Source organism: Pedobacter sp. (assembly GCF_046462515.1).
In the GTDB taxonomy this organism is placed as follows: Bacteria; Bacteroidota; Bacteroidia; order Sphingobacteriales; family Sphingobacteriaceae; genus Pedobacter.
The window spans coordinates 195,448-219,819 of the sequence record NZ_JBKGVD010000008.1; the positions used below are offsets into that span (position 1 = coordinate 195,448).

Here is a 24,372-nt window from a genome sequence, read left to right on the forward strand (position 1 = left end):
CCGGTTGTGACAGTTACCCCACTATCCATAAAAAATGTAAGAGTAGTTGCCAATCTTTTTTTGGCAGGATGGACTGCGGCCTGTGCTTTTGTGATACATCTGGTTTATGGTTTTGACTGGACCATTGCCATTGCAGACAGCGCAGTTAGCAATCTGCTTTTTGCTTTAGCCTGCGTGGTAGTCAGCAATATATTAGCTTATTATCAGGCTAAAGACGAAAAATTATTGTTTGTGGTATTGCTTACAGGAGCTTTAGCTTCAATCATTGCTTTTTTATCTAAGTATGCACTGGTTTATATTTTTGCTAAACATCCATATTATATCAGCTTTATTAACCTCACGCTTATTTTTAGAGGTATGCTGGCTTTTGTAATGCTGTTATGGTGTGCATTGGCTAATATATTGTGGTACAGATTAGAAGAACAGAACGAAGCGCAACAGCGTTTACTGGCTACCCAAAATCTAGCAAAAGAAGCTGAATTAAATAAACTGAGACATCAGTTGCAGCCCCATTTTTTATTTAACAGCTTAAACTCGGTATATGCCTTAACCATTGTAAATCCTAAAGAAGCCGGTACTATGATTACCAAGCTGGCTGCCTTTTTAAGAGGTACTTTAAAACGTGACGATGAGGTTTGGGTTAGTGTAAGCGACGAAATGGATTATATAGGGCTTTACCTTGATATAGAGAAAGTACGGTTTAGTCATCGTTTAAACATAGATATACAGGTAGAAGAAGATACTGCAGATCTTAGACTGCCCGGAACATTATTACAACCCATTGTAGAAAATGCCATTAAGTTTGGTTTATATAACACTTCGGCGGCAGTAACCATTGCTATAAAAGTATTTGTAGAAAGCCATAATCTTAATATTATTGTGTCAAATCCTTTTGATCCCGAAATGCAACTGGCAGAAGGCACAGGTTTTGGATTATCAGCAATCAAAAGAAGATTATATTTGCTGTTTGCCGATAGTAATTTACTGCAAACACAAACTTTAAATGATAATTTGTTCATTACCCAGCTAAAAATACCACAGTCTTATGATCAGAACCCTATTAATTGATGATGAAGCGTTGGCAAGAGATATAATCAAACATTATTTGCAATCATATGCAGAAATAGAAGTTGTGGCCGAATGCTGTGATGGTTTTGAGGGGCTAAAAGCAATTGCCCAACATAAACCGGATTTGATTTTTTTAGATGTTCAGATGCCAAAGATTAATGGTTTTGAAATGCTGGAATTGGTTGATGAGCACCCTGCAATTATATTTACCACTGCATTTGATGAATATGCCATTAAAGCGTTTGAAGTTAATGCCATAGATTATCTATTGAAACCTATTGAGCAACAGAGGTTTGATCAGGCCCTACAAAAGTTAAGTTCAAAATTAGCCTCCAAATCATCTGACAAAGCTACCGAAGAACTGATCGGGAACGTAGCTTTATCGCCTGCGCAACAAAACAGGGTAGTAGTAAAGAGCGCCGGAGTAATTAAGATCATACCGGTAGAACAGATCAATTACTTTGAGGCAGATGATGATTATGTAAAAATTAATACCACAGAAGGAAATTTCCAAAAGAACAAGACCATGAGCTTTTTTGAAAAAACGCTCAGCACCAACCAGTTTATCCGCATACACAGGTCTTATATTGTTAATCTTGCCCAGGTAACAAAAATAGAGTTAAAAGAGAAAGACAGTTACATTGTGCTTTTAAAATCGGGTATATGGCTGCCGGTAAGCAAAACAGGATATGCAAAACTAAAAGAAGCATTAGGCTTATAATCTCAAATAGTTTCATAGATTTGGCTAAATAACCTAACATTTAAGCTGAATTAAAATGAAACTAAATTTCCTGAATATCGTATGTATAACTGCAGCCTTAGGATCTGCCATAACGGCTAATGCACAGGAAAAAAGAGGACGTGCAAGAGACTTTGGCATATATACAGGAATTCTTAAAACAGGAATTAACAATGCAATAACTGATGTTGCCGGTGTAACGGTAGGACAAAAAACAGTTATAAAAGGTGATTCTGTACGAACTGGGGTTACGGCTATAATTCCGCATCAGGGTAATGTTTTTCAGGATAAGGTACCTGCGGCTGTTTATGTAGGCAATGGTTTTGGTAAATCAATGGGTTTATCGCAGATCAAAGAATTAGGAAATATTGAAACGCCTATTGTACTTACAAATACCTTGAATGCACCTCTTGTGGCCAATGCGGTGCTGGATTATGTGCTTGCTTTGCCAGGAAATGAAAATGTGAAATCGGTAAATGCCATGGTGGGCGAAACCAATGATGGTGGGCTAAATGATATAAGAGGCAGGCATGTAAAAGCCGAAGATGTAATTGAAGCTTTGAAATCAGCTAAATCTGGTGCCGTAAAAGAAGGAAATGTAGGTGCCGGAACCGGAACAGAAGCTTTAGGATTTAAAGGTGGCATAGGTACGGCTTCAAGAGTACTCCCTGTTTCAAAAGGTGGGTATACTGTTGGTGTACTGGTTCAATCTAATTTTGGTGGTGTTTTGTCTATTAACGGAGCACCAGTAGGCAGGGAGTTGAACAACTTTTATATGATGGATAAAACCAAGATCTATAAAGCGGATGGTTCCTGTATGATCATTATCGCTACCGATGCACCGCTTTCAGATCGTAATTTAGAACGTTTAGCTAAACGCTCTTATATTGCTTTTGGCAATGTAGGTGCTTTTTCATCTAATGGAAGCGGAGATTATGCGATTGCATTTTCAACTTATCAAAAAAATCGTATTCCTTATAATGCTTCATCAATGGTAAGAACTATAGACGATCTGAACAATGACGATATGACACCTTTATTTATGGCTGTTTGGGAAGCCACAGAAGAAGCTTTGTTAAACTCTTTGTTTATGGCAGAAGATATGAAAGGAAAAGGTGGCCGTATGGTTAAAGCATTGCCAATTAAAGAAACATTAAACATCTTAAAGAAGTACAATTCCTTAAATCAGAATAAATTGCCATTGGCAATTGAAAAATAAATCTATCTTTAGGGTGCATTAATAACAGCAAGAATATGATAGGTATAGTGGGGGGAGTAGGGCCCTTAGCAGGTTTAGATGTATTTAAAAAAATAATAGAAGAAACAGAGGTAGAAACAGATCAGGATCATTTACCGGTTTTGCTGATGTCATACCCGCATAAAATAGTTGACCGAACTGAATATATAGTAGGTAAAGTAAACACAAATCCTGGTTTTGCATTGGCAGATATTATAAGAAGTTTAGCAGCTAATGGTGCTAAAGTTGCGGCTATACCTTGTAATACTGCACATGCTCAACCAATTTTCTCAGTAATAGAAAGTGAACTTGAAAAAAGTGATACAACCATCGAATTATTGCATCTGGTAAAAGAAACGGCAAAACATATCAAAGAAACCTCTCCTTTGGCTAAAGTAGCCGTACTATCAACAACAGGTACCCGGAATACGGGTTTGTATAAAAACAATCTTGAAGAACAGGGTTTGGAAGTTATAGAGCTTTCTGATGTTTGGCAGGAACGCGTACATGAAACCATTTATAGCAAATTATATGGTATAAAGACATTTTCATCTCCTGTGAAAAATAAAGCGGTAGAAGAACTTACTTTAGCTATGGACGAATTTATTAAACAGGGAGCAACGCATTTTGTTCTGGGATGTACAGAATTGCCTTTAGCGTTAACACAAAATCATTATAAAGCTTTGCCTTTAATTGATCCTAACCGTATCATTGCCCGCTCTTTGATCAATGCAATTGCTCCTGAAAAATTAAAGAAGTAATTACTCGTCATGCGGCTTTTGTCAGCGACTTATAAAATAGATCCTGAAACGAGTTCAGGATGACGCTAAAATTTATAATTGGAGCTCATATTCGTTATGCTGAATTTTTCATTAAACATTTATGTTTTTGATGGTATTCAAGAGGGCTATGCCGTTCAGTTGAGTGTCTCAATAGATCCTGAAACGAGTTCAGGATGACGCTAAATTATATGAATCTTATATTCGTTATGCTGAATTTAGTTCAGCATCTAATCATGGTCTTTGTTCCATTTGATTTTTAACTTGCCATCTTCATCTACAGCTTTAAGATGCAGCACTATACCTTTCATACGGGCCAATTGCCTTTCTTCTTCATCTGCAATGCCTGCGCTTTTTTTCGGATCACGTAAAGGAATATCCAAGGCGATATTGGTACCGTTGTTAAATCCATAAATACCTTTTACATTAAAATTGAGTGCGGTAGAATTAACCTGTATTGGGCTGATATTAACTTTGTCGCCATTTAAAGTGAGCAAGCCGTTTAGTTTTTCTAATTGTACATTAGCTAAGTTTCTGCTTCTGAAAATGAATTTTCCGATTTTTTCTAAAGGCTCAAAACCTACCAAAGCTGCTTTATTCAAGGTAAATTTTACCGTGCCAAACATAGACCGCGATACGATAGCTCCTTTATCGGTAATGTTACCGCTCGCGTTTACATTGGCAGATAAGAAACCTTTCAGATTTTTACTGGTAACCGAGCTCTGTCCAAAGTTATCAAAAGCATAAAAGAATTCCTTAACATTAACATTGTTGATATTACTATTGAACTGATAACGGTTTATAGCACCCGATTGCGTGAGCTTACCTTTGAGCGAAAGATTGCCTCCCGCATGACTTACATTGATTTTGTTAAAATAAACCCCATTACCTAATAAAGCAATATCTGCAGTAAGATTATTAGCCGTAAACTTGTTGTATATGGCACGGTTTACTTTTAACTGTATATTGATTTTAGCAGCTTCTAAAACGGCATCTAACTGATCTGATACCTGTTTTATAGTGTTTTCTTTAGCGCTTTTCTTTTTTACGGCTCCTTTTCTGGGGCCCAGAAAAGGAATAAATTCAGATATATATAGCTGCGGACTTGTCATCTTGAGCGTAGCCTGTATTTTATTGGGATCCGTATAATAGAAATTTAAAAAATTACTGATGTTGCAATCTATAGCAACCATGCTTTTGCCCAATTGTATTTTGCTGCTTTTAATGTTCAGATCTTTCTGGTTAAATTTTAAAACAAGATTACTGTTAACCAATCGCATTTGTCGTGGCAGGTACGTAATATCGGCATTGCTGATGTTTACATCTCCCCATATTACAGGTTTGGTAAATAAGAAATGATCAATATCGGCCTTACAAAATAGTTTGATATCTGCAGTACCATTCTTAAACAGAAATGTTTCTTCACCTAATGAGCTGTTTAAATTAGTTAAAGGAAAGGAAGATTTAACCAGACCTGTGGCAATGGGCCTCGAAAAATTGGTAACCGTAAAAGTATCTACCCTGATCGGGGCATTATAATAATCGGCTTTAAGATTGTAAAATCTGATAATGGAATTTTCATCACCTATTTCTTTATTTAAAGTGTCTTTATTGGTAAAAGTGCCTGTGAAATTACAAGCATTTAACTCACCTGATGGAATAGTGACCTTGTTATCTTTAACCTCCATCTTAACATGAACTAAAGGGTCGGGGTTGTTAGAACCATCATCTATAATACTTCCGGTTATATTTACGGGCTTTTCTATGCCAAATTTGAGCAGCTTAGATGAAATGTTTGGGGCCAGCAATAACGAAACATTTCTATATAAAATGTTATCTGTTTTGATATCTATTTTAAAACCTGATTTTCCTTTTGCGGTTTGTATCTGAGCACCAATATAGAAAATATCATTTCCTATTTTAAGTTTGTTTTGGTCTATTGTAATTTGCTTACTGTTATCATTAAAATGGGCAATGATAGTTCCCTCAATCTGTTTATCTTTTAAAAAACTTCCTTTATTTGTGTTAAAAGCAAAACTGTTTATATAGGTCTTTACTTTGATATTGCCATCCCAGCCGGTTAAACCATATTTGATTTTACCATTAAGGGCGTCAATTTTAAAATTAAAAAGCTTAAAGCGTTTACGGTTATCAATGGTGAGGTTAACATCTTTAAAATCTATCCGACCTATTTTTAGGTTGTCCTTGTTATTATTCGTTGCTGTGTTTTCAATTTTATTTTCTTTGCCTTTAAAAGCACTGGTATTACTATAACCCGTACTGTCGGTATAAATGTAGATATCAGCATTGTTTAAATCTGCTTTGCGAATATTAACAGTGCCGGCAATGAGAGAAAAAATATTTAATGAAACTTCAATTTTCTTTGCATTTACAAGATCATGATGATGGTCTTTCCATAGACTGTCGCGAATAAGAACCTGGTTTAAAGATACCGAAACATTGGGAAATCCTTTAAGCAGGTTTGGAGCCATGCCGCCAATTTTAACCTGTCCGCTAACTTTTTGGTTAACCTGGGTAAGAATTTGTGTGAGAATTTTCTGATTGTTTTTTTTAATGTAATAAGCGGCACCAAACCAGATTACTGCCAATACAATACATAAACCCAGTAATACCTTTAAAATAATGCGTAACCATTTAGACATAGGCCCTTTTAGTTAAACATAACAAAAAAAAGTAACAGTTGTTTGTGAGGGTTTGAAGCTTAGAGTTACCACAACTCAGAACTTAACTGTTTAAAAACTCTGCAAATATATTTTTATGCCAGCTTTGATGTAAGGGAACTTCCCATTTGGTATTGAATTCCTCCAGATCTTGTACTAAATTGTTGAAAACAATTGTATCCAAATTAATCTTTTTGATAGAGATAAGTGTTTCAAAATCTTCTTTAGGTACCACATGTACTTCTTCATTAATCTTGTAAGCCATATTAAAGCGATTAAACAGATCTACATGATATTGATCTTCAATTTCTTTGATCACACGCACTGAAGCATCAACGGAACAACCTGTTGCAGAAGCCTGATCTTGGTCTACTACTAAAATAATGAAGAAACCATATCTGATTTCGGCTTTAGCTTTAAGCTGATGACCATGTGCTTTCCATTGCCCTGTAAACTCATCCAGCTTTTGCTGAATCTCGGATTGTTCAGTTTCTGTGAACTTGCGATTGCTTTGGTATACCCAAATTTTAGATTGTGGAGAAAAAGTCATACTTCAAATTTATTAAAATATTTAATTTAGGTTGGGTAAAATGCCGCGCTCATGAAAAAGTTTACATTTAATTTAAAAATAACGGTTTTAAGCTGTATTACCATGTTTTTTGTGCTGTCTTCGGGTTTTATACATAGAGAAGACAGTCGTACCTATATACAAAATGTACTCAACAGGCATTATGATACTGAAGGACAGAATGTGCCTCTAAAACGTTATGAAATCAATATTACTAACAATGGCTTTTGCCGTTACAGAAAGGTTTATACCAATGGTAAAGAAGAATATTTTGCCATGAACTTAAGTCGTTTTAAGGATGTTGATTTTTATGGGAGCGGACAAAGAGGTATTTTATGTTTGCGTACAAATAATGATGATGTGATTGTGCAGACCCGTAATGACAAGGCGGGGGCAATAGATACAATGGGAACTTATATGGCCATTCCTTTAAAAGATATTGATGTGGAGGAGCTGAATACTTTAGCAGAACATTTCAGGAATTGGAACCGAGAACTTCTGGCTTCGGCCAAAAAAGAATAAATAAAAAGCCCCTTTTAATCTGATTGATGAGATTAAAGGGGGCATAAAATGGCTATACTTTACAGACCGTTTGCGCGGGCAGTAATTTCGGCAATATCCAATACCTTTACTTCCTGTTCTTTTTCTTTAAGTTTAACTCCATCGCTTAGCATGGTCATGCAAAACGGACAACCTGCCGCGATAACCTGTGGTTCCATAGCCAAAGCTTCTTCAATACGCTCTATATTAACGTCTTTATTGCCTTTTTCGGGCTCTTTAAACATTTGAGCGCCACCTGCACCACAACAAAGACCATTGGCTTTGCAACGTTTCATTTCTACCAATTGGGCATCTAACACTTCAAGCGCTTTACGTGGTGCTTCATATACTTCATTGGCACGACCTAAATAACAAGGGTCATGAAAAGTAATTTTTTTACCTTTAAAACTTTCGCCTCCTTCTGCACGTAATTTGCCCTGATTAATTAGTTCCTGTATGAGCTGGCTGTGGTGTATCACTTCATAATTACCGCCTAAGCCAGGGTATTCATTTTTGATGGTGTTAAAACAATGCGGACAACCAGTTACTATTTTTTTTATATTATAAGCATTTAAAACCTCAATATTGGTCATGGCCTGCATCTGAAACAAAAATTCGTTACCTGCACGTTTGGCCGGATCTCCAGTGCAGCTCTCTTCTGTGCCTAAAACAGCATATTTAATGCCTACATGGTGTAAGATTTTACAGATATCGCGTGTAATACGTTGCGCCCGTTCATCATAACTTCCGGCGCAGCCCACCCAAAATAAAATCTCAGGTTCTTCGCCGCTGGCCATCATTTCGGCCATTGTAGGTACTTTAAACTCCATATTCAGTATTTATTTTAGCATTAGGATTTTATTCCTGCTCTTATTTGTATTAATTTTTAATTATTTTCTGCCCAGTTGAACCTGTCGGCCGGAGAATATTTCCATGGTGCTCCATTATTCTCTACATTGCCAAACATGGCATTGATACTGGCAGGAGCTATAGATTCTTCCATAACGGCATAACGGCGTAATTCAACAATAATAGCCAAAGGGTCTATATTTACAGGGCAGGCTTCGGTACAGGCATTACAACTGGTGCATGCCCATATTTCTTCTCGGGTAATGTAATGATCCAATAAAGATTTTCCATCATTATAATCCTTACCATGTTTATCTATGTTTTTGCCTACTTCTTCTAATCTGTCTCGGGTATCCATCATAATCTTACGTGGAGATAATAACTTGCCTGTAATATTTGCCGGACAGCTTGATGTACATCTCCCACACTCAGTGCAGGTATAAGCATTCATGAGGTTTACCCAGTTCAGATCCTGCACATCTTTAGCACCAAATTTACCCGGAGTAACATCGGCAGGGATATAAGATGGGTCTAACATAGCTTTAACCTCATTGGTTACGCTTGCCATATTGGTAAATTCGCCTTTAGGTTCCAGATTTGAAAAATAGGTATTAGGAAAGGCGAAGATGATATGAAAATGCTTACTGTATGGCAGGTAGTTCAGGAAAGCAAAAATACCTATAATATGGAACCACCAGCAGAAACGTTCAATAGCGATTAAGGCTGAAATATTATCTGGTAATAAACTTTGCAGATGCATGCTTACTGGGAAAGCTCCTGCTTGTATATAATGTCCAACCTGTAAAGCCTGTAATTTGGCATCGGCAGCATTCATGGTTAAAAAGGCTGTCATCAATAAAATCTCGGTAATGAGAATGTAATTGGCATCAGATTTAGGCCAAGCTTTCATTTCTGCGCCCTTAAAGCGTTTTAATTTTAAGATGTTTCTTCTGATCAAGAAGATGGCACAGGCTAACCAAACACCTAAAGCCAGCAGTTCAAAAGCGGCAATCAAGAAATTATAGAAGCCGCCCAGACCCGCAAATACACGATGTGTGCCAAATATGCCATCTATAAAGATTTCTAACACTTCAATATTGATAATCACGAAACCCACATACACCAATAAGTGAAGAACGAAAGGTACCGGTCGAGCTGCCATTTTGGTTTGCCCAAAAGCAATCTTTAGCATAGTGGCCAAACGTTTTTGCGGTTGATCTGAACGATTAAGCGGTTTTCCTAACTTAATGTTTCTAATTACTTTCTTTGCATTAAGACTAAACAGGACAATACCTGCAATAGCAATAAGGGTAAAAATAATCTGTGCAGCCATAGGGTTAAATCGTGTAATAGGGTAGCTAAGTTAAACTTTTTACTGAAAAGTTATATTATTATGCAAGCATAATTTTTGAATTTAGAAGGTTTATAAACTGTTTTTAAAAATGATATAAAAATTAATTACCTGATTTATAGCTTTAAAGCTTATGTTGGTGGTTTTTTATGAAAAAATAAGTGCAAATAATTTTGTCTTTCAAAAAAAGTATCTACATTTGCATTCCCCAACGGGAGGTGCCTTAGCTCAGTTGGTAGAGCAAAGGACTGAAAATCCTTGTGTCCCTGGTTCGATCCCTGGAGGCACCACTTCCCAAAAGCCTTGCAAAAATGCAAGGCTTTTTTATTTACATACTTATTAGCTAGCTTTCTTTCGCATTTGGTAAAATCTTAAATAATGGAAAACCTTACTGAAATCACCGAATTTCAATCATCGCCCGAGCTGGTTGATAAATTATATCAAAACAGCATCCTGAAAAAATATAAGACTGGAGATGTTATTTTGAATGAATGTGCAGCAATTAGATCGATACCTATTGTAGCTGCAGGTATGCTAAAAGTAATTCGTACCGACGAAAACGGGCGAGAAATCTTACTTTATTACATCAAGGCGGGAGAAAGCTGTATCATGTCTTTTTTAGGGGGCTTGCATAACGAGAAAAGTAAAGTGAAGGCAGAAGTGGAAGAAGATGCAGAGATCTTGTTTCTGCCTTTGGATCAAGTATCTTTATTTATTAAAGAATATCCGCAATGGTTAGATTATATTTTCAGATTGTACCATAAACGATTCGAAGAGCTCTTAGAAATTGTTAATGCAATTGCTTTTAAAAAGGTTGACGAAAGAATGTTGGACCTATTGAAGAAAAAAGCTGAAATAACAGGTTCAAAAAGCATCCACATTACTCATGAGCAATTAGCTAATGAACTGGCAACTGTAAGGGTGGTGGTTTCGCGCTTGCTGAAACAATTAGAAGAAAACGGAACGGTTCTTTTGAGCAGGAATAAAATAACATTGATAGACTGATTTAAGAGTTCTAAACGAGTTCGGAATAACATGATAATTAGAACTTTATTTCCATATTGATTTTTTTACCCTGTGGTTTTAGATACCTTTTCTTTTAGTATCCAAAGCAAATATTTTGTTTAAGCGAAAAACCTAAACTAGTTAAAATTTTTCTCTTGTGTAACTAAAGTAACCGTGTTTGATTTAAAAGTATTGCAATTTTGTACACAGAAGTTAAATTAAAGTACATGAAAAATTACCTGGCTAATTGGAATATTATAAGATTTGTACGCCTTGTTATGGGTATCATCATTACCTTAAACGGAGCATTAACCCATGAATGGATGATTTTGGTGTTAGGTGGCGTGTTTACGCTTACGGCAATTTTAAATATCAATACCTGTGCAACAGGAAACTGTACTTTTCCTGGAGCTAAACGCAGAATTTAATTTGTTAAATCAAAAAATAGATCAGATGTCAGATTTTCTAAGACAACCTTGGCCTTGGTACGTATCGGGGCCCCTAATAGGACTTACGGTTCCGGCTTTATTGATTATCGGAAATAAATCGTTTGGTATAAGCTCATCATTAAGACATATATGTGCATCGTGTATCCCTTCAGATATTCCTTTTTTTAAATACGACTGGAAAAAAGAAGTATGGAACTTGTTTTTTGTGGCAGGTATACTTTTAGGCGGGCTTATAGCAGCCCATTACTTATTTAATCCCGAACCAGTTAAGGTTAGCCCTAAATTGGTAAATGAGCTGGCAACCTATGGCATTACCAATTATAACCATCTGGTGCCACAAGATTTGATGAACTGGCAAAGCCTTTTTACCCTTAAAGGCTTTATACTGATGGTAGTAGGAGGTTTTTTGGTAGGCTTTGGTACACGTTATGCCGGAGGTTGCACCAGCGGCCATGCCATCATGGGTTTATCTAATTTACAATGGCCTTCTCTTATTGCTACAATATGTTTTATGATAGGTGGCTTTATTATGGCTAATTTATTTTTACCTCTTATTCTTTCACTCTAGCTGTACGCCATGCAAAACATAGAAACAAATACCGATTTTGAAGTACGCTCTTTAGATGCCATTTGCATTAACGAAAGCAAATTGCAACATCGATGGTATCACAATATCAAATACTTAATAGTAGGCTTGTTGTTTGGAATTGTGTTCGTAAAGGCAGAAGTAATCAGCTGGTTTCGCATACAGGAAATGTTCAGATTACAGTCTTTTCATATGTACGGGATTATTGGGAGCGCAGTACTGGTGGGTATGGTATCTGTGTTTTTAATCAAGAAATTCAAGATAAAAACTATTTATGGAGAGCAGATTGTTTTGTCGCCCAAAAAGTTTAATAAAGGGCAAATCTACGGAGGATTGTTGTTTGGCTTTGGCTGGGCTTTAACTGGAGCTTGTCCTGGACCTTTATTTGCACAAATAGGAACAGGCGCTACGGTAATTATGGCATCCTTGTTAAGTGCTATTGCCGGTACATGGGTATATGGCTGGCTCAGAGATAAATTGCCACATTAATTTTATACTTCATATTTACAAGGCGCTTAAAGCTTATAAAATAATGTTTTAAGCGCTTTTTATTTAGATTTACAAATGCTGCTCAGAATTGGAATAAAAAAAAATATTTTATTTTGTAAATAAAAATTTCAATCTTGCGGCAAACATGCAAAGAAAGAAAACATATCATAATGAAGGAGCTAAAAAAATTGGTGCTTTTTTATTAATGCTGTTGTTTCTTGCAATTCCTCTGGTGCAAACCTTGCACTCACACCATAAGAGTAATCTTTATAATACAAAAATCAGTACAGAAAAATCTATTTCCAATGCAGCCGAAAAATGTTTGGTCTGTGATTATATAGCTGAAATAAAAGGCAAACAGATACTGATGGCGTACCCGCCTGTACTGGATGTTCCTACTGATGTATGTGCTGTTTTAAATACCTTTGTTTATACAAGGATTTATAAGTTTACCTTACAGAATTTTTCTAATAAAGGACCTCCTTATTTAATCGGTTAAATTTTTTATGACCTTTCAGTATAATCTGAAACAGGTCTTGTAACCAATTTTTATGAACCTGAAAAACATTCGGGTACCTCTGTAATTATTTTCCGTTTTTCTGATAATGTCTGAATTTCCAATGTTTTAAGCATTGAAAATCAGTTAACCGTTTATTTCTAATCATGCATGAAAGAAATAAAGGCTTCTACCAATATTGGTCTGGAAGAAATGGACTTTATTGGTAAGGCGAAATAGTAAGCCATTAAAAAACTAAGTATAAAAAATCACAATTATAAAAAATCTTAAAATCATGAAATCAATTAAAATATTATTTACTGTGTTAATCAGCATTCTTATGAGTACAGGATGTAAAAAAGACCATAACGATGAAAACAAAACTGAAAAGCCTTTTGTAATTACGGAGTTTTTTGTAGGAGGAACGTTGACACCAGCTTCTAAAAGTTATACGAGCGTTTTTTTTATCAATTTTCTTGAAAATAATAAAGCTGTATTTATCAGCTCCGGCAACAATTTAACTGGCGATTATATCTTAACGGATAATGAGCTTGTTTTTGAAGTAAAAGACCCTAATAACTATCGTCTGGTAAAATTTTCTTTAGATAAAGACAAGAAAATCACATCTGCGTATTATAAGGCACTTACTACGGAATATGCTGCTACCGGAGATTTAATTCCTGTTACTGAAAGCAATCAGTTATCAGGTAAAACATTTAAAGGAGAAGAATTTAAAATGGGACCTGTAACTAATCGTCAAGGTTTAATTTACAATTTTAATAAAACCAGTACAACTTATGGGTCGGGTACAGAGGCAGCCACAATTGATAATACGCTTAACAGTTATACACTCATTAATGGGTGCGCATTTAAATATGTAAATGGCAGTACAACTGAATTAGGCTTTGTAACCAATAAAAAACTAACGGTTTTTAGGTACAGTGGACTTTATTATTTCGGAAAATATGATCAGCAATAAAATAATGAAAATGCGTAGTATAAAATTTGTCTGTATGTTCATAACTTCCCTTCTTGTTTTTTCCTGTAAAAAAGAAGTGGTATCTACAGAAGCAGAACCTGTTATAAATATCAGGGAAATAAGAGTGAATAACAATAAAACTGCTTATACAGGTCAGGATTTACATATTGATGCGCAAATCAATGCACAAGAGAAAATAAAATCCATAAAGTTACAGATTACTCTTGCCGAATCAGGTTTTGGCTGGAGCTTTCTGAGTACCTATACCAAAAGTTACGAAGGCTTAAAAAAAGCTGATTTCCATGAGCATATTAATGTGCCAAATGATGCCAAAACAGGAGATTATAATTTATTGATCATTGTTACAGATGAACGGGGAAAACGTTCTGAGGCAAAGGTAAATTTTAAGGTTATAAAAGACCTTAACTTACCGGTCATAAATAATATAGTCTTAAAAACCAGTTCAACAAATCTTAATATATCAGGAGAAATCAATGCCCCTAATAAAATTGAACGGTTAGAAGTAGAGCTGCAATCAAGTGCATGGACAAGAGAACTTGTTTATAATGATGTGGATATTAAGGGTTTTGTATCGTTCATGCTAAATAAGAATATAGACATCAGTTCGGCACCTTCTGGTCATTACCATTTGAATATTACTATTATTGACCAGGCAGAAAAGCAAATGAGCTATCATTATCACTTTGATAAAAACTAATTAGTTTAGGTGTGTGGCAAATGCCCCGGAGCAATCTGGGGCTTTGTTGTTTAAAATAAATATGGTACAAGCCTATTTTAATGTTTCTTATTTCAATGTAGAATAACTACCTTTGAAAAGCTTTTGGTTTCCGTTAGTAATATACGGGATTAAAAGGGAATACGGTGCAAATCCGTAACTGTCCCGCAGCTGTAAGCTCCATTAACTGTTTTCATTCAGTCGCCACTGTATTTATACGGGAAGGCAGCAAACAGGGAGTAAGTCAGAAGACCTGCCTTTAGCATTATAGATTCATAGCTTTCGGGGATTGAAGCTAGGAGTGATGCGCACTTTTTTACTTGCTCCTTAATTTCAGTTTGCTGTGAGATAAAACTCACAATTGGGTACAAAAATGCAGTTCTGTACATAAAGTTAGGCAACTTAACGAAGTACGGATCAATGTAAAGAAAAACAATTTAATTCTAAGTTCTCCTGTTCCCGTTAAGTTGTTTGGAAAGAAGAATTTTTCTTAAATAAGAAAACGATTTTAACCACTACTTATGAAATAAAAAAGCCTCGAAATTTCGAGGCTTTTTTATTTATGATAACTGTAATGTTTGTGTTCTGTCTGGTCCAACAGATAAGAACTTAACAGGTACTTCTAATTCTTTTTCTAAAAATGCGATATAATCGTTAAGTGCTGCTGGAATCTGTTCAACCTTATTGATTTTGGTAAGATCGGTTTTCCAACCTTTAATCGCTTTAAATACAGGTTTAGGTTGTACCGAAATAATATCGTAAGGCATATAATCAATTGTTTCGCCTTCATACTCATAATGTGTACAAGCATAAATGGTATCAAAACCATCTAAAACGTCTGCTTTCATCATGATCAGTTCAGTAACACCATTTAGCATGATGGCATATTTTAAAGCAGGTAAATCTATCCATCCGCAACGACGTGCCCTACCTGTAGTGGCGCCAAATTCGTGACCTACCCTGCGTAAAGTTTCTCCTGTTTCGTCAAATAATTCGGTTGGAAAAGGACCGCCACCCACACGGGTACAATAAGCTTTAAAAATACCGTAAACCTGACCAACTTTATTCGGTGCGATACCTAAACCGGTACAAGCACCTGCAGTAGTGGTGTTAGATGAAGTTACAAAAGGATATGAACCAAAATCAACATCCAATAAAGTTCCCTGTGCACCTTCGGCAAGTACTTTTTTGCCTTCTTTTAAATAAGAATTTACAAAATGCTCACTATCTACATGAGGTATGTTCTTGATAAACTCTATGGCCTCAAAGAATTTCTCTTCTTTTTCAGTCAGATCATATTCAAACTCGTAATGCGATAGGATTTCTTTGTGTTTCTGAACCAATTTATCGTATCGGGCTTTAAAATCAGGTAAAGTAGTATCTCCAACACGTAAACCGTTACGTCCGGTTTTGTCCATGTAAGTAGGGCCAATTCCTTTTAAAGTAGAACCGATTTTACCGGCGCCCATTTTCTGTTCATTGGCTGCATCTAATAATTGGTGCGTAGGTAGAATTAAGTGCGCTTTACGGGCCAGCACCAATTTGCCTTCGCCAACAGGATCATGACCGGCCGCTTTTAAATTGTCTAACTCTCTTTTTAAGATAATAGGGTCTATTACTACACCATTTCCAATGAGATTCATTGTTTTTTCATTGAAAATGCCTGATGGAATGGTGTTAAGAACAAATTTTTTACCATCAAACTCTAGTGTATGACCAGCATTTGGTCCGCCCTGAAAGCGAGCTATCAAATCATACTGTGGACTTAAAACATCCACGATCTTACCTTTACCTTCATCGCCCCATTGCAGGCCCAGTAGTACATCTACTTGCGTCATTACTAAAAACTAAAAGAACTTTATGTGTTAAAAATTATTTTGATTCTTGTTTGTGCTGAGCATTTTTAACTGCTGCCGCTGCGCTACAGTCAAAACATACTCCATATAAATTGAGAGAGTGGTGTTTAATATCAAATTTTAACAAATCACCTACCATGCTTTGTATCTGATGGATACGTGGGTCGCAAAACTCTACAACTTTACCACAATCAATACAGATTACATGATCATGCTGATGGTAACCATATGATTTTTCAAACTGCGCCATGTTCTTACCAAACTGATGTTTGGTAACCAGATCACATGATACCAATAACTCTAAGGTGTTATAAACCGTAGCCCTGCTTACCCTGTATTTCTGGTTTTTCATGTGGATGTATAAAGTTTCTACATCAAAATGATCATCACGTGAGTAAATTTCTTCTAATATGGCAAAGCGCTCAGGGGTTTTTCTTAGATTTTTATTCTCGAGATAGGCTTCAAATATCTTTCTAACCAACTCGCTTGTATTCTGTTCAGACATAGTTTTAAACTCCTTTCAAAGTTATTAAAATAGTTTGATTGTTTAAACTTTTAAGGCTTAATGTTAATTATTTATGTAATGTTAACATCATTTGTTAGATCAGGTATCAAAGCGGGTTACGCTGGTTACGCCTTTAACTTCCAAAAGGTTTCTGATCAACTGGTCTAAATGTTCTTTATCATTCACAAAAACCTTGATCGAACCTTCAAAAATACCATCGTTGGTATCAACCGTAATAGAGCGGATATTTACCTTAAAATCATTTGAAATGACCTTGGTAAGGTTATTAATCAGACCTACATCATCTATACCTACAATGCGTAAACCGGTTAAGAAAGTGATTTCCTGCTGGGTGTTCCATTTCGCTTTAATGATACGGTAACCATAATTGGCCATCAGTTGGGCTGCATTAGGACAATTGGTACGATGGATTTTGATGCCCTCATTTACGGTTACAAAGCCAAAAACGTCGTCGCCTGGAATAGGGTTGCAGCAGTTGGCTAACGTATAGTCTATTTTTTGAAGATCTTCACCTATCAGCAATACATCAGACTCAGGGCTTTTAACTTTCTTTAAAAGTGTGTTAACCTTTTCTTCATCATTTGTCTTTTCGTTACCGCGGTTTTCAATTTCTTTTTCAGAAGCTACATACTCTTTAAGATCTTTAAGTTCGATCTTACCTTTGGCAACTTCTATAAACAGTTCTTGTGTAGAAGGCAGTTTAAAGAAATAACTGAGTTTATTCAGGTTATCGGTATTGTAGGTTATTTTCAGTGATTTGAGCTTGCGTTCCAGTATTTCCTTACCTTCTTCGGCAACCCTTCTTTTTTCTTCTTTTAAAGAAGATTTAATTTTGGATTTGGCTTTTGCAGTGACCACAATGTTAAGCCAGTCTTCTTTGGGAGATTGCTTATTAGAAGTAATGATTTCAACCTGATCTCCATTTTGCAATTTATGCGATAGAGGCACCAGTTTATGGTTTACCTTTGCGCCTATACATCTTGCACCTACATCGGTATGTATTTCAAAAGCAAAATCAAGAGCTGTTGCACCTAATGGCAACTGAAGTAGGGCTCCTTTAGGCGTAAAAATGAAGATCTCATCAGAGAAAAGGTTCATTTTAAAATCGTCAAGGAAATCTAAAGCATTAGATTCAGGATTACTCAATAACTCCCTTACTTTTTGTATCCACTGATCTAAACCGTTATCGTTGCTTGATTCTTTGTATTTCCAGTGAGCGGCAAAACCCTTTTCGGCAATTTCGTTCATTCTTTGCGTTCTGATCTGTACTTCAACCCATTGTCCTTTAGGGCCCATTACTGTGGTATGTAATGATTCGTAACCATTTCCTTTAGGAGATGATACCCAGTCGCGTAACCTGTCTGGATTTGGTCGGTATAAATCGGTAACGATAGAATAGGCTTTCCAGCAATCTGCCTTTTCTCTTTCAGGAGGGCTATCTAAAATAATCCTGATGGCAAAAAGGTCGTAAACCTCTTCAAAAGGAATGCTCTTCTTCTTCATCTTATTCCATATAGAATGGATAGATTTAGGCCTTCCATAAACATTGGCTACCAATCCCTGTTCTGCCAATATCTCATTAATAGGTTCTATAAAAGCCTTGATGAAAGCATTTCGCTCTGCCTTTTTCTCATTTAACTGAGTAGCAATAAATTTATAAGTATCAGGCTCGAGGTATTTCATGGAAAGATCTTCAAGTTCAGATTTGATGGCATACAAACCTAATCTGTGGGCTAAAGGCGCATACAGGTAAATCGTTTCAGATGCTATTTTCAACTGTTTTTGCCTTGGCATAAAATCCATGGTACGCATGTTATGCAGCCTGTCGGCAAGTTTAATGAGAATAACCCTTACATCATCGGCCAGGGTTAATAGCATTTTTCTGAAATTTTCGGCTTGTAAAGAACTGTTGGTGTCAAAAACACCTGATATTTTGGTCAGGCCATCAATAATTTTAGCACATTTCTTTCCAAATTCTCTTTCAATATCTTCAAGCGTAATATCCGTATCTTCAACAACATCATGTAGAAGAGCGCAAACAATAGAAGTAGTACCCAGACCAATCTCTTCGGCGGCAATCTGGGCAACGGCAATGGGGTGATAAATATAAGGTTCACCAGATTTGCGGCGCATGTCTTTATGACTTTCGAGCGCCATTTCAAAGGCTTTTCTGATTTCCTTTTTATCTCCTTTTTGCAAGGTAGGTTTACAGGCTCTTAACAAAGCTCTGTAACGCTTTAATATTTCTTTCTTCTCAGCTTCGAGATCTATAACCAACGTGTTTTTCATTTGTGTTCTGCAGGTAAAATTATATAGTTTTTTGTTTTTAAAAGACTATATTAGATTAGAAGTTAAAACGAATATATAAAATTAGCTTTAACTTTGTACAGCCATACAATATATGAAATATTATCGTTTTTTTACGCTGATAAGTGTCATGTTTATAGCACAACATGCTTTTGCTCAGGAAACAACGCCAAAAGCTATCTGGCCTGTATTGGGTAAAAACGATACCATAAGAGTGGCGGCAACCAATGATAATGGTTATATGATTCCTTGGATAGCTTTGCAGGAAGTAGTTATAACCGGTACACGGGTATGGAAGTCTCCGCAGGAACAGGCTGCTTATAATCGTTTAAGATATAATGTATTAAAGGTAATGCCTTATGCTTTATATGCCAAAAAAAGATATGAGCAACTGGAACGTGAGCTGGCTATAACCGTTGATAAAAAAGAACAGCGAAAGCTGGTAAAAGCCTGTGATGATGAGATTAAAAAAATGTTTAACACAGAGATTAAGGAATTAACTATTACACAGGGACAGATATTGACAAAATTAATTGACAGGGAAGTAGGTACTACAACATATGACATTGTTAAGCAAACAAAAGGCAAGTTCGCTGCGTTTTCATATCAATTAATTGCAAGGGTTGTAGGGCACAATTTAAAAGCTACATACAATCCACAAGAAGATAGAGACATAGAATCTATCATTAGAAGTTCAGGATATTATCAGTAAGCATACCATATTATAATGGATATTAAACCCAATATTTATCCGTTTAAAGTTAAACTTCTCAATGGTGAAGAAATTAACTTATCGGCTTATAAAGGCAAAGTGATCCTTATTGTAAACACCGCATCAGGTTGTGGTTTTACGCCGCAGTTAAAGGATTTGCAGGAACTCAGAGAGAGTTTTAATACCAATGAATTTGAAGTGCTGGGCTTCCCGTCAAATGATTTTGGAAGACAAGAACCTTTGGAAGGTAATGCCATAGGTGAGTTCTGCGAAATGAATTATGGTGTTAAATTTCCTATTTTTGAAAAGATCATGGTAAGAGGCAATGCTGCCCACCCACTTTATAAATTTTTGTCGGACAAAAAGTTGAATGGCAATATCAATTCTACTCCGAGATGGAATTTTCATAAATACCTGATCAATAAAAAAGGAGAGGTGGTAGATTATTTTTATCCTTTTACCAAACCCAATTCATCAAAAATCAAGAAGAAAATTCAGAAGCTTTTAAACGAAAACAGTTAATGAAATTAGATATTTTAGTATTGGCCGTACATCCCGATGATGCAGAATTGGGATGTTCAGGTACAATTTTGAAGCATATAGCATTAGGGAAAAAAGTAGGCATAATAGATTTTACAAGAGGAGAATTAGGAACACGCGGCACAGCGCAGACCCGTGATGAAGAAAGCAGGGCCGCTACAAAAATTTTAGGATTGCATGCAAGGGAAAATCTAGATTTCAGAGATGGTTTCTTTAAGAATGATGAACAGCATCAACTTGAAATTATAAAAATGGTAAGAAAATACCAGCCTGAAATTGTATTGACCAATGCGCTTTATGACAGGCACCCTGATCATGGAAGGGCTTGTGAGTTGGCTAATGACGCATTGTTCTTATCGGGATTGAGAAAAATTGAGACCCATGTTAATGGTATATTGCAGGAAGCGTGGCGCCCGCGTTTGGTTTTGCAATATATACAGGATATGTATATCAAACCCGACGTGATTGTTGATATCTCTAAAGAAATGAATGAGAAATTAAACGCTATCAGGGCTTTTAAAACGCAATTTAACAGTACCGATAATAGCGAGCCTCAAACCTATATCTCAACCCCGGCTTTTTTAGAAGCGGTAATTGCCAGAGCCCGTGAGTTTGGCAAAAGCATTGGCGCCGAATATGGCGAAGGCTTTACGTCTAAGAAATTATTGGGTGTAGATAACTTATTTAGCCTGTTGTAACAGGCTAAATAATTCATATAATACAGATGTGATTGTTATTTTGAGCGAATAACTTTCTTTAACTGTTTGTCAAGGCTATTCAATTTGATATTGCCATTAGCCTGCCAAAATTCTCTTTGCTCTTTATAGAGTCTAACAGTTGGAACAGATTGTATTTGTAATTCATTGGCCAATTGCCGGTTCATTTCTGTATCTATCCGCAGTAAAATCAAATCTTTTTGCATATGCTCAGCCTTAAGGACCAATTCCCTGTTTAATTGCTCGCAATTATTACACTGTGCATTAAAAAAACTGACTAAAACAGGTTTTTCAGATTTTAAGATGTTTTGGTATTGTGCAAGCGTTAATGATTTTATTTCAATATAATCGAGTGAAGTTTCATAATCGCTGTTCAGCCACTTTTTAAAGCCGCCCTTTAGGGTGTAAACCTCTTTAAATCCTTGTTCAAGCATTTGTTTCGCAGCTTTCTCACTTCTACGCCCACTTACACAATAAACATATACAGGTAATTCTTTATTGAATAGCTTAAGTTTCTGGTTAAAATCTACATCATCTATATTAAGGTTTTTTGCTCCTTTAAGATAGCCGCTCTGCATTTCGTAAGGTGCTCTTACATCCATTAATTGTACATTTTTAGTTTGCTCAGTCTGTTCTTTAAACAGTTTGGCGTCTAATTCATGTACCTCGTTCATTTTTTGCGCTTTTGCATTTAAAGCAATGAACACTATCAGAAAAAGTATTTTTCTCATGAACTTTCTTTACAAGGTTTTTAGCATCCAAATATTGCAGCCATCATGGCCAGATTGCCCCATGGGTTGATTTAATTTCTTAAACCCCTGTTTTTCGTAAATGCCAACAGCAGTCGCAAATTCAGGCAGACTTTCAAGGTATAGTTTCTTAAAACCAATTTCTTTTGCAGAAACCACACATTTTTCCATTAACGCTCTGCCTACACCTTTTCCTCTCGCGTCTTTATGCAGATAAAATTTTACCAGTTCTGCACAATCCTTATCTAATCCAGGGGTAGGAAAAATTCCGCAACAACCTAAAATTTTATGACCCTCATCTTCTGCAACCCATAAAATGGCTTTTTCTACCTGAAATAATTCATATAAAGCATCAGTGGTAGGATCTGTATAAACTGTACCCTGTGTAGGGGCCTGATGTTCTGTAAAAACGCCTCGTATAATTTCAGCCAATGCACGATTGTCTTTGGCTTGTACTTTTCTATATAACATGGCTAAAATTAGCTTTTTTTATGATAGTCAATTGTAAATATTATTTCATAATTCCGCATCAGTAAGATAGTTGATTTGTGACGAATATCATTTTTTGTCCTAAGCATACTCATTCAACACTTAAGCAAGTCAGGTTAGTTTTGTGTCTTATAAAATATAAATATGAAAGCTATTGCCTACAACATTAAGCCTGAAGAAAAAGAAAACCTGATTTTAGCGAATCACAAGAAACATGATATTACCATTATCGCTAATGATTTGAACCTCGAAACCTTGGCGTTCGCAGCCGGAAAAGAAGTATTGATTGTTTTTAATGAAGATCCTATATCAAGAGAGATTATTATAGGGCTTAAGCAATTAGGGCTTAAATATATCGCTACTTCTTCTTTTACAACTTCCCATATTGATTTGGAGGCAGCCGGTTATGCCGGGTTTAAAATTGCCAATGTACCCTTGCATGAAACCGAGATTGAGTCTTTTAAACGTATGGAGCAGGTCGTTAAAAACTTGGATAACTGGGCAGCAGGAAAATGTGTAGGTAAGGCCTGTTGTTGTCCAAATGATTGCGGAGCAGCTGCAAGGACACTAAATCAACATTAATGGAAGCCATAGAACTTTTAAAAAAATATAATGTAGCTGCCCCCAGATATACCAGTTATCCTACGGTACCTTATTGGGAGAATGACTTATTTGCAGAGCAAGATTGGCATGAACGTCTAAGAAATAGTTATGAAGTCCATCACAACGAAGGTATAAGCCTCTATATTCATTTGCCATTTTGCGAAAGTTTGTGCACTTATTGCGGTTGTAACACTCGCATAACCAAAAATCATAAAGTAGAAGAACCTTATATAGAAACGGTACTAAAAGAATGGCAAATGTATGTTGATCTATTGGGAGAACAACCAAAAATCAAAGAAATACATTTAGGTGGGGGTACTCCTACTTTTTTTAGTGCAGAAAACCTGAACAGGCTTTTAAAAGGAATAAGGGGAGAAGATGTGAGCAATACTATTGAGTGTTCTTTTGAAGGACATCCTGATAATACTACAGTTGAGCATTTGCAGACTTTAAGTCATCTCGGATTTAAAAGACTGAGCTTAGGCATCCAGGATTTTGACCCTCGTGTGCAATTTATGATCAATCGTTTTCAAACCCCTGAACAGGTTAAGCAAATCACAGTACAGGCAAGGGCTATAGGTTATGAATCTGTTAACTATGACCTTATATATGGATTGCCTGGCCAGCATATAGAAGGTTTGACAGAAACCATTAAAGAAGTGATTGAGCTTAAACCCGATCGCATTGCATTTTATAGCTATGCGCATGTGCCTTGGTTAAAACCCGGACAGAGACATTTTACAGAACAGGATATTCCACAGGGAGATGAGAAGTTTGCCTTGTATAAAAAGGGAAGAATGATGTTGTTAGAGGCTGGGTATGAAGAGATAGGAATGGACCACTTTGCCTTAACCAGCGATAGTTTGTACGCCTCGAGCATATCAGGAGAAATGCACCGTAATTTTATGGGATACACTTCACAGCGTACACCAATATTAATTGGATTAGGGGTGTCTTCTATAAGCGATTGTGGTACTGCCTTTGCACAAAATGCTAAAACGGTTGAGGCTTACCAATTGCAAATCAATAACAATAAGCTGGCTATAGAAAAAGGCCATTTGCTCACAAATAAAGACTTAGAGATTAGACAGCATATTTTAAATCTGATGTGCCGAAACCATACATCATTCAACGAAAAAATACCTTCAGATATTGAACACAGATTAAAGCCATTAATTAAAGATAAATTAGTATATTTAGGCGAACACGAAATTGAGATTACGCCTATCGGTAAAACGTTTTTGCGAAACGTTTGCATGGCTTTAGATGAACGTTTGTGGTTAAAACAACCTCAAACTCAGTTATTTAGTGCAGCTATTTAA

Annotated in this window: 26 protein-coding genes, 1 tRNA gene and 1 riboswitch; of the genes, 18 read left to right on the forward strand and 9 right to left on the reverse strand. The window is 36.1% G+C overall.

Annotation, left to right across the window (positions count from 1 at the left end; translation table 11 throughout):
* Nucleotides 1-6 precede the first annotated feature (6 nt).
* The 4 genes from ACLHG9_RS08820 to ACLHG9_RS08835 are packed head-to-tail and all read left to right on the forward strand — an operon-like array spanning nucleotide 7 to nucleotide 3,805.
* Complete coding sequence (locus ACLHG9_RS08820; protein ID WP_410221131.1) at nucleotides 7-1,068, forward strand: sensor histidine kinase; 1,062 nt, start codon at nucleotides 7-9, stop codon at nucleotides 1,066-1,068.
* Complete coding sequence (locus tag ACLHG9_RS08825) at nucleotides 1,046-1,789, forward strand: LytR/AlgR family response regulator transcription factor (protein WP_410221132.1); 744 nt, start codon at nucleotides 1,046-1,048, stop codon at nucleotides 1,787-1,789. Before ACLHG9_RS08820 ends, ACLHG9_RS08825 begins: the two co-directional genes overlap by 23 nt.
* 55 nt (nucleotides 1,790-1,844) lie before the next feature.
* Nucleotides 1,845-3,026 (forward strand): P1 family peptidase, encoded by a 1,182-nt coding sequence (locus ACLHG9_RS08830; protein ID WP_410221133.1) that lies wholly within the window; start codon nucleotides 1,845-1,847, stop codon nucleotides 3,024-3,026.
* 35 nt (nucleotides 3,027-3,061) lie between these two features.
* Nucleotides 3,062-3,805, forward strand: coding sequence for an aspartate/glutamate racemase family protein (locus tag ACLHG9_RS08835; RefSeq protein WP_410221134.1), 744 nt, complete (start codon nucleotides 3,062-3,064; stop codon nucleotides 3,803-3,805).
* A gap of 248 nt (nucleotides 3,806-4,053) precedes the next feature.
* On the opposite strand, the gene ACLHG9_RS08840 is transcribed toward ACLHG9_RS08835, so the two are convergent.
* Both ACLHG9_RS08840 and ACLHG9_RS08845 read right to left on the reverse strand, forming a co-directional pair.
* A complete protein-coding gene (locus tag ACLHG9_RS08840; RefSeq protein ID WP_410221135.1) occupies nucleotides 4,054-6,486 on the reverse strand; it encodes an AsmA-like C-terminal region-containing protein in 2,433 nt (810 codons plus the stop codon).
* Nucleotides 6,487-6,568: 82 nt separating this feature from the next.
* Entirely contained in the window at nucleotides 6,569-7,054 is a 486-nt protein-coding gene (locus ACLHG9_RS08845) for an ABC transporter ATPase (protein ID WP_410221136.1), read from the reverse strand.
* A 51-nt stretch (nucleotides 7,055-7,105) separates the two neighbouring features.
* Between ACLHG9_RS08845 and ACLHG9_RS08850 the strand changes: the two genes are divergently transcribed.
* A complete protein-coding gene (locus ACLHG9_RS08850; RefSeq protein ID WP_410221137.1) occupies nucleotides 7,106-7,594 on the forward strand; it encodes a hypothetical protein in 489 nt (162 codons plus the stop codon).
* 59 nt (nucleotides 7,595-7,653) lie between these two features.
* Here ACLHG9_RS08850 and ACLHG9_RS08855 read toward each other — a convergent pair whose 3' ends face one another.
* Together ACLHG9_RS08855 and ACLHG9_RS08860 are read right to left on the reverse strand one after the other, a co-directional pair.
* Nucleotides 7,654-8,442 (reverse strand): (Fe-S)-binding protein, encoded by a 789-nt coding sequence (locus tag ACLHG9_RS08855; protein ID WP_410221138.1) that lies wholly within the window; start codon nucleotides 8,440-8,442, stop codon nucleotides 7,654-7,656.
* Between the two features lie 56 nt (nucleotides 8,443-8,498).
* A complete protein-coding gene (locus tag ACLHG9_RS08860) occupies nucleotides 8,499-9,794 on the reverse strand; it encodes a 4Fe-4S dicluster domain-containing protein (protein ID WP_410221139.1) in 1,296 nt (431 codons plus the stop codon).
* Between the two features lie 235 nt (nucleotides 9,795-10,029).
* Between ACLHG9_RS08860 and ACLHG9_RS08865 the strand changes: the two genes are divergently transcribed.
* From ACLHG9_RS08865 to ACLHG9_RS08900, 8 genes are all read left to right on the forward strand, one after another.
* Nucleotides 10,030-10,102, forward strand: a tRNA-Phe gene (locus ACLHG9_RS08865).
* 88 nt (nucleotides 10,103-10,190) lie between these two features.
* Nucleotides 10,191-10,817, forward strand: coding sequence for a Crp/Fnr family transcriptional regulator (locus ACLHG9_RS08870; protein ID WP_410221140.1), 627 nt, complete (start codon nucleotides 10,191-10,193; stop codon nucleotides 10,815-10,817).
* 227 nt (nucleotides 10,818-11,044) lie between these two features.
* Entirely contained in the window at nucleotides 11,045-11,245 is a 201-nt protein-coding gene (locus ACLHG9_RS08875; RefSeq protein ID WP_410221141.1) for a hypothetical protein, read from the forward strand.
* A 25-nt stretch (nucleotides 11,246-11,270) separates the two neighbouring features.
* Nucleotides 11,271-11,834: a YeeE/YedE family protein gene (locus ACLHG9_RS08880; protein WP_410221142.1), complete on the forward strand. Its 564-nt coding sequence runs from the start codon at nucleotides 11,271-11,273 to the stop codon at nucleotides 11,832-11,834.
* Nucleotides 11,835-11,843: 9 nt separating this feature from the next.
* Nucleotides 11,844-12,341, forward strand: coding sequence for a DUF6691 family protein (locus ACLHG9_RS08885; protein ID WP_410221143.1), 498 nt, complete (start codon nucleotides 11,844-11,846; stop codon nucleotides 12,339-12,341).
* Nucleotides 12,342-12,486: 145 nt separating this feature from the next.
* Nucleotides 12,487-12,840: a hypothetical protein gene (locus ACLHG9_RS08890; protein WP_410221144.1), complete on the forward strand. Its 354-nt coding sequence runs from the start codon at nucleotides 12,487-12,489 to the stop codon at nucleotides 12,838-12,840.
* A 292-nt stretch (nucleotides 12,841-13,132) separates the two neighbouring features.
* Entirely contained in the window at nucleotides 13,133-13,816 is a 684-nt protein-coding gene (locus ACLHG9_RS08895) for a hypothetical protein (protein WP_410221145.1), read from the forward strand.
* Nucleotides 13,817-13,850: 34 nt separating this feature from the next.
* On the forward strand, nucleotides 13,851-14,534 hold the full coding sequence (locus ACLHG9_RS08900) for a DUF4625 domain-containing protein (protein ID WP_410221146.1): 684 nt from the start codon (nucleotides 13,851-13,853) through the stop codon (nucleotides 14,532-14,534).
* Between the two features lie 107 nt (nucleotides 14,535-14,641).
* A riboswitch (cobalamin riboswitch) is annotated at nucleotides 14,642-14,828 on the forward strand.
* Nucleotides 14,829-15,112: 284 nt separating this feature from the next.
* Here the strand turns inward: ACLHG9_RS08900 and ACLHG9_RS08905 are convergent.
* From ACLHG9_RS08905 to ACLHG9_RS08915, 3 genes are all read right to left on the reverse strand, one after another.
* Nucleotides 15,113-16,390 carry an adenylosuccinate synthase gene (locus ACLHG9_RS08905; RefSeq protein ID WP_410221147.1) on the reverse strand — a complete coding sequence of 426 codons (1,278 nt, stop codon included), beginning with the start codon at nucleotides 16,388-16,390 and terminating at the stop codon, nucleotides 15,113-15,115.
* Between the two features lie 34 nt (nucleotides 16,391-16,424).
* The gene (locus ACLHG9_RS08910) at nucleotides 16,425-16,913 is read right to left on the reverse strand and encodes a Fur family transcriptional regulator (protein WP_243363049.1); all 489 of its coding nucleotides are present in this window, start codon (nucleotides 16,911-16,913) and stop codon (nucleotides 16,425-16,427) included.
* Between the two features lie 99 nt (nucleotides 16,914-17,012).
* Complete coding sequence (locus tag ACLHG9_RS08915) at nucleotides 17,013-19,223, reverse strand: RelA/SpoT family protein (protein WP_410221148.1); 2,211 nt, start codon at nucleotides 19,221-19,223, stop codon at nucleotides 17,013-17,015.
* Between the two features lie 148 nt (nucleotides 19,224-19,371).
* On the opposite strand from ACLHG9_RS08915, the gene ACLHG9_RS08920 reads away from it, so the two are divergent.
* Genes ACLHG9_RS08920 through bshB1 form a run of 3 tightly spaced genes read left to right on the forward strand, consistent with a single transcriptional unit; the run spans nucleotide 19,372 to nucleotide 21,191 of the window.
* Nucleotides 19,372-19,953 (forward strand): DUF4294 domain-containing protein, encoded by a 582-nt coding sequence (locus ACLHG9_RS08920; protein ID WP_410221149.1) that lies wholly within the window; start codon nucleotides 19,372-19,374, stop codon nucleotides 19,951-19,953.
* 15 nt (nucleotides 19,954-19,968) lie between these two features.
* Nucleotides 19,969-20,475 carry a glutathione peroxidase gene (locus ACLHG9_RS08925; RefSeq protein ID WP_410221150.1) on the forward strand — a complete coding sequence of 169 codons (507 nt, stop codon included), beginning with the start codon at nucleotides 19,969-19,971 and terminating at the stop codon, nucleotides 20,473-20,475.
* Complete coding sequence (bshB1, locus tag ACLHG9_RS08930) at nucleotides 20,475-21,191, forward strand: bacillithiol biosynthesis deacetylase BshB1 (RefSeq protein WP_410221151.1); 717 nt, start codon at nucleotides 20,475-20,477, stop codon at nucleotides 21,189-21,191. The genes ACLHG9_RS08925 and bshB1 overlap by 1 nt, the downstream gene beginning before the upstream one ends.
* Before the next feature lie 35 nt (nucleotides 21,192-21,226).
* Here the strand turns inward: bshB1 and ACLHG9_RS08935 are convergent, their stop codons facing one another.
* Entirely contained in the window at nucleotides 21,227-21,940 is a 714-nt protein-coding gene (locus ACLHG9_RS08935; protein WP_410221152.1) for a rhodanese-like domain-containing protein, read from the reverse strand.
* Between the two features lie 9 nt (nucleotides 21,941-21,949).
* Nucleotides 21,950-22,429, reverse strand: coding sequence for a GNAT family N-acetyltransferase (locus ACLHG9_RS08940; RefSeq protein ID WP_410221153.1), 480 nt, complete (start codon nucleotides 22,427-22,429; stop codon nucleotides 21,950-21,952).
* A gap of 162 nt (nucleotides 22,430-22,591) precedes the next feature.
* Between ACLHG9_RS08940 and ACLHG9_RS08945 the strand changes: the two genes are divergently transcribed.
* Entirely contained in the window at nucleotides 22,592-23,029 is a 438-nt protein-coding gene (locus ACLHG9_RS08945) for a lactate dehydrogenase (protein ID WP_410221154.1), read from the forward strand.
* Nucleotides 23,029-24,372 (forward strand): oxygen-independent coproporphyrinogen III oxidase, encoded by a 1,344-nt coding sequence (gene hemN, locus ACLHG9_RS08950; RefSeq protein WP_410221155.1) that lies wholly within the window; start codon nucleotides 23,029-23,031, stop codon nucleotides 24,370-24,372. Before ACLHG9_RS08945 ends, hemN begins: the two co-directional genes overlap by 1 nt.

Excerpts from the sequence above, each read along its gene's own strand:
- ACLHG9_RS08825 (WP_410221132.1), top strand. The coding sequence starts at position 1,046 with ATGATCAGAACCCTATTAATTGATGATGAAGCGTTGGCAAGAGATATA.
- ACLHG9_RS08830 (WP_410221133.1), top strand. The coding sequence starts at position 1,845 with ATGAAACTAAATTTCCTGAATATCGTATGTATAACTGCAGCCTTAGGA.
- ACLHG9_RS08835 (WP_410221134.1), top strand. The coding sequence starts at position 3,062 with ATGATAGGTATAGTGGGGGGAGTAGGGCCCTTAGCAGGTTTAGATGTA.
- ACLHG9_RS08840 (WP_410221135.1), bottom strand. The coding sequence starts at position 6,486 with ATGTCTAAATGGTTACGCATTATTTTAAAGGTATTACTGGGTTTATGT.
- ACLHG9_RS08845 (WP_410221136.1), bottom strand. The coding sequence starts at position 7,054 with ATGACTTTTTCTCCACAATCTAAAATTTGGGTATACCAAAGCAATCGC.
- ACLHG9_RS08850 (WP_410221137.1), top strand. The coding sequence starts at position 7,106 with ATGAAAAAGTTTACATTTAATTTAAAAATAACGGTTTTAAGCTGTATT.
- ACLHG9_RS08855 (WP_410221138.1), bottom strand. The coding sequence starts at position 8,442 with ATGGAGTTTAAAGTACCTACAATGGCCGAAATGATGGCCAGCGGCGAA.
- ACLHG9_RS08860 (WP_410221139.1), bottom strand. The coding sequence starts at position 9,794 with ATGGCTGCACAGATTATTTTTACCCTTATTGCTATTGCAGGTATTGTC.
- ACLHG9_RS08870 (WP_410221140.1), top strand. The coding sequence starts at position 10,191 with ATGGAAAACCTTACTGAAATCACCGAATTTCAATCATCGCCCGAGCTG.
- ACLHG9_RS08875 (WP_410221141.1), top strand. The coding sequence starts at position 11,045 with ATGAAAAATTACCTGGCTAATTGGAATATTATAAGATTTGTACGCCTT.
- ACLHG9_RS08880 (WP_410221142.1), top strand. The coding sequence starts at position 11,271 with ATGTCAGATTTTCTAAGACAACCTTGGCCTTGGTACGTATCGGGGCCC.
- ACLHG9_RS08885 (WP_410221143.1), top strand. The coding sequence starts at position 11,844 with ATGCAAAACATAGAAACAAATACCGATTTTGAAGTACGCTCTTTAGAT.
- ACLHG9_RS08890 (WP_410221144.1), top strand. The coding sequence starts at position 12,487 with ATGCAAAGAAAGAAAACATATCATAATGAAGGAGCTAAAAAAATTGGT.
- ACLHG9_RS08895 (WP_410221145.1), top strand. The coding sequence starts at position 13,133 with ATGAAATCAATTAAAATATTATTTACTGTGTTAATCAGCATTCTTATG.
- ACLHG9_RS08900 (WP_410221146.1), top strand. The coding sequence starts at position 13,851 with ATGTTCATAACTTCCCTTCTTGTTTTTTCCTGTAAAAAAGAAGTGGTA.
- ACLHG9_RS08905 (WP_410221147.1), bottom strand. The coding sequence starts at position 16,390 with ATGACGCAAGTAGATGTACTACTGGGCCTGCAATGGGGCGATGAAGGT.
- ACLHG9_RS08910 (WP_243363049.1), bottom strand. The coding sequence starts at position 16,913 with ATGTCTGAACAGAATACAAGCGAGTTGGTTAGAAAGATATTTGAAGCC.
- ACLHG9_RS08915 (WP_410221148.1), bottom strand. The coding sequence starts at position 19,223 with ATGAAAAACACGTTGGTTATAGATCTCGAAGCTGAGAAGAAAGAAATA.
- ACLHG9_RS08920 (WP_410221149.1), top strand. The coding sequence starts at position 19,372 with ATGTTTATAGCACAACATGCTTTTGCTCAGGAAACAACGCCAAAAGCT.
- ACLHG9_RS08925 (WP_410221150.1), top strand. The coding sequence starts at position 19,969 with ATGGATATTAAACCCAATATTTATCCGTTTAAAGTTAAACTTCTCAAT.
- bshB1 (WP_410221151.1), top strand. The coding sequence starts at position 20,475 with ATGAAATTAGATATTTTAGTATTGGCCGTACATCCCGATGATGCAGAA.
- ACLHG9_RS08935 (WP_410221152.1), bottom strand. The coding sequence starts at position 21,940 with ATGAGAAAAATACTTTTTCTGATAGTGTTCATTGCTTTAAATGCAAAA.
- ACLHG9_RS08940 (WP_410221153.1), bottom strand. The coding sequence starts at position 22,429 with ATGTTATATAGAAAAGTACAAGCCAAAGACAATCGTGCATTGGCTGAA.
- ACLHG9_RS08945 (WP_410221154.1), top strand. The coding sequence starts at position 22,592 with ATGAAAGCTATTGCCTACAACATTAAGCCTGAAGAAAAAGAAAACCTG.
- hemN (WP_410221155.1), top strand. The coding sequence starts at position 23,029 with ATGGAAGCCATAGAACTTTTAAAAAAATATAATGTAGCTGCCCCCAGA.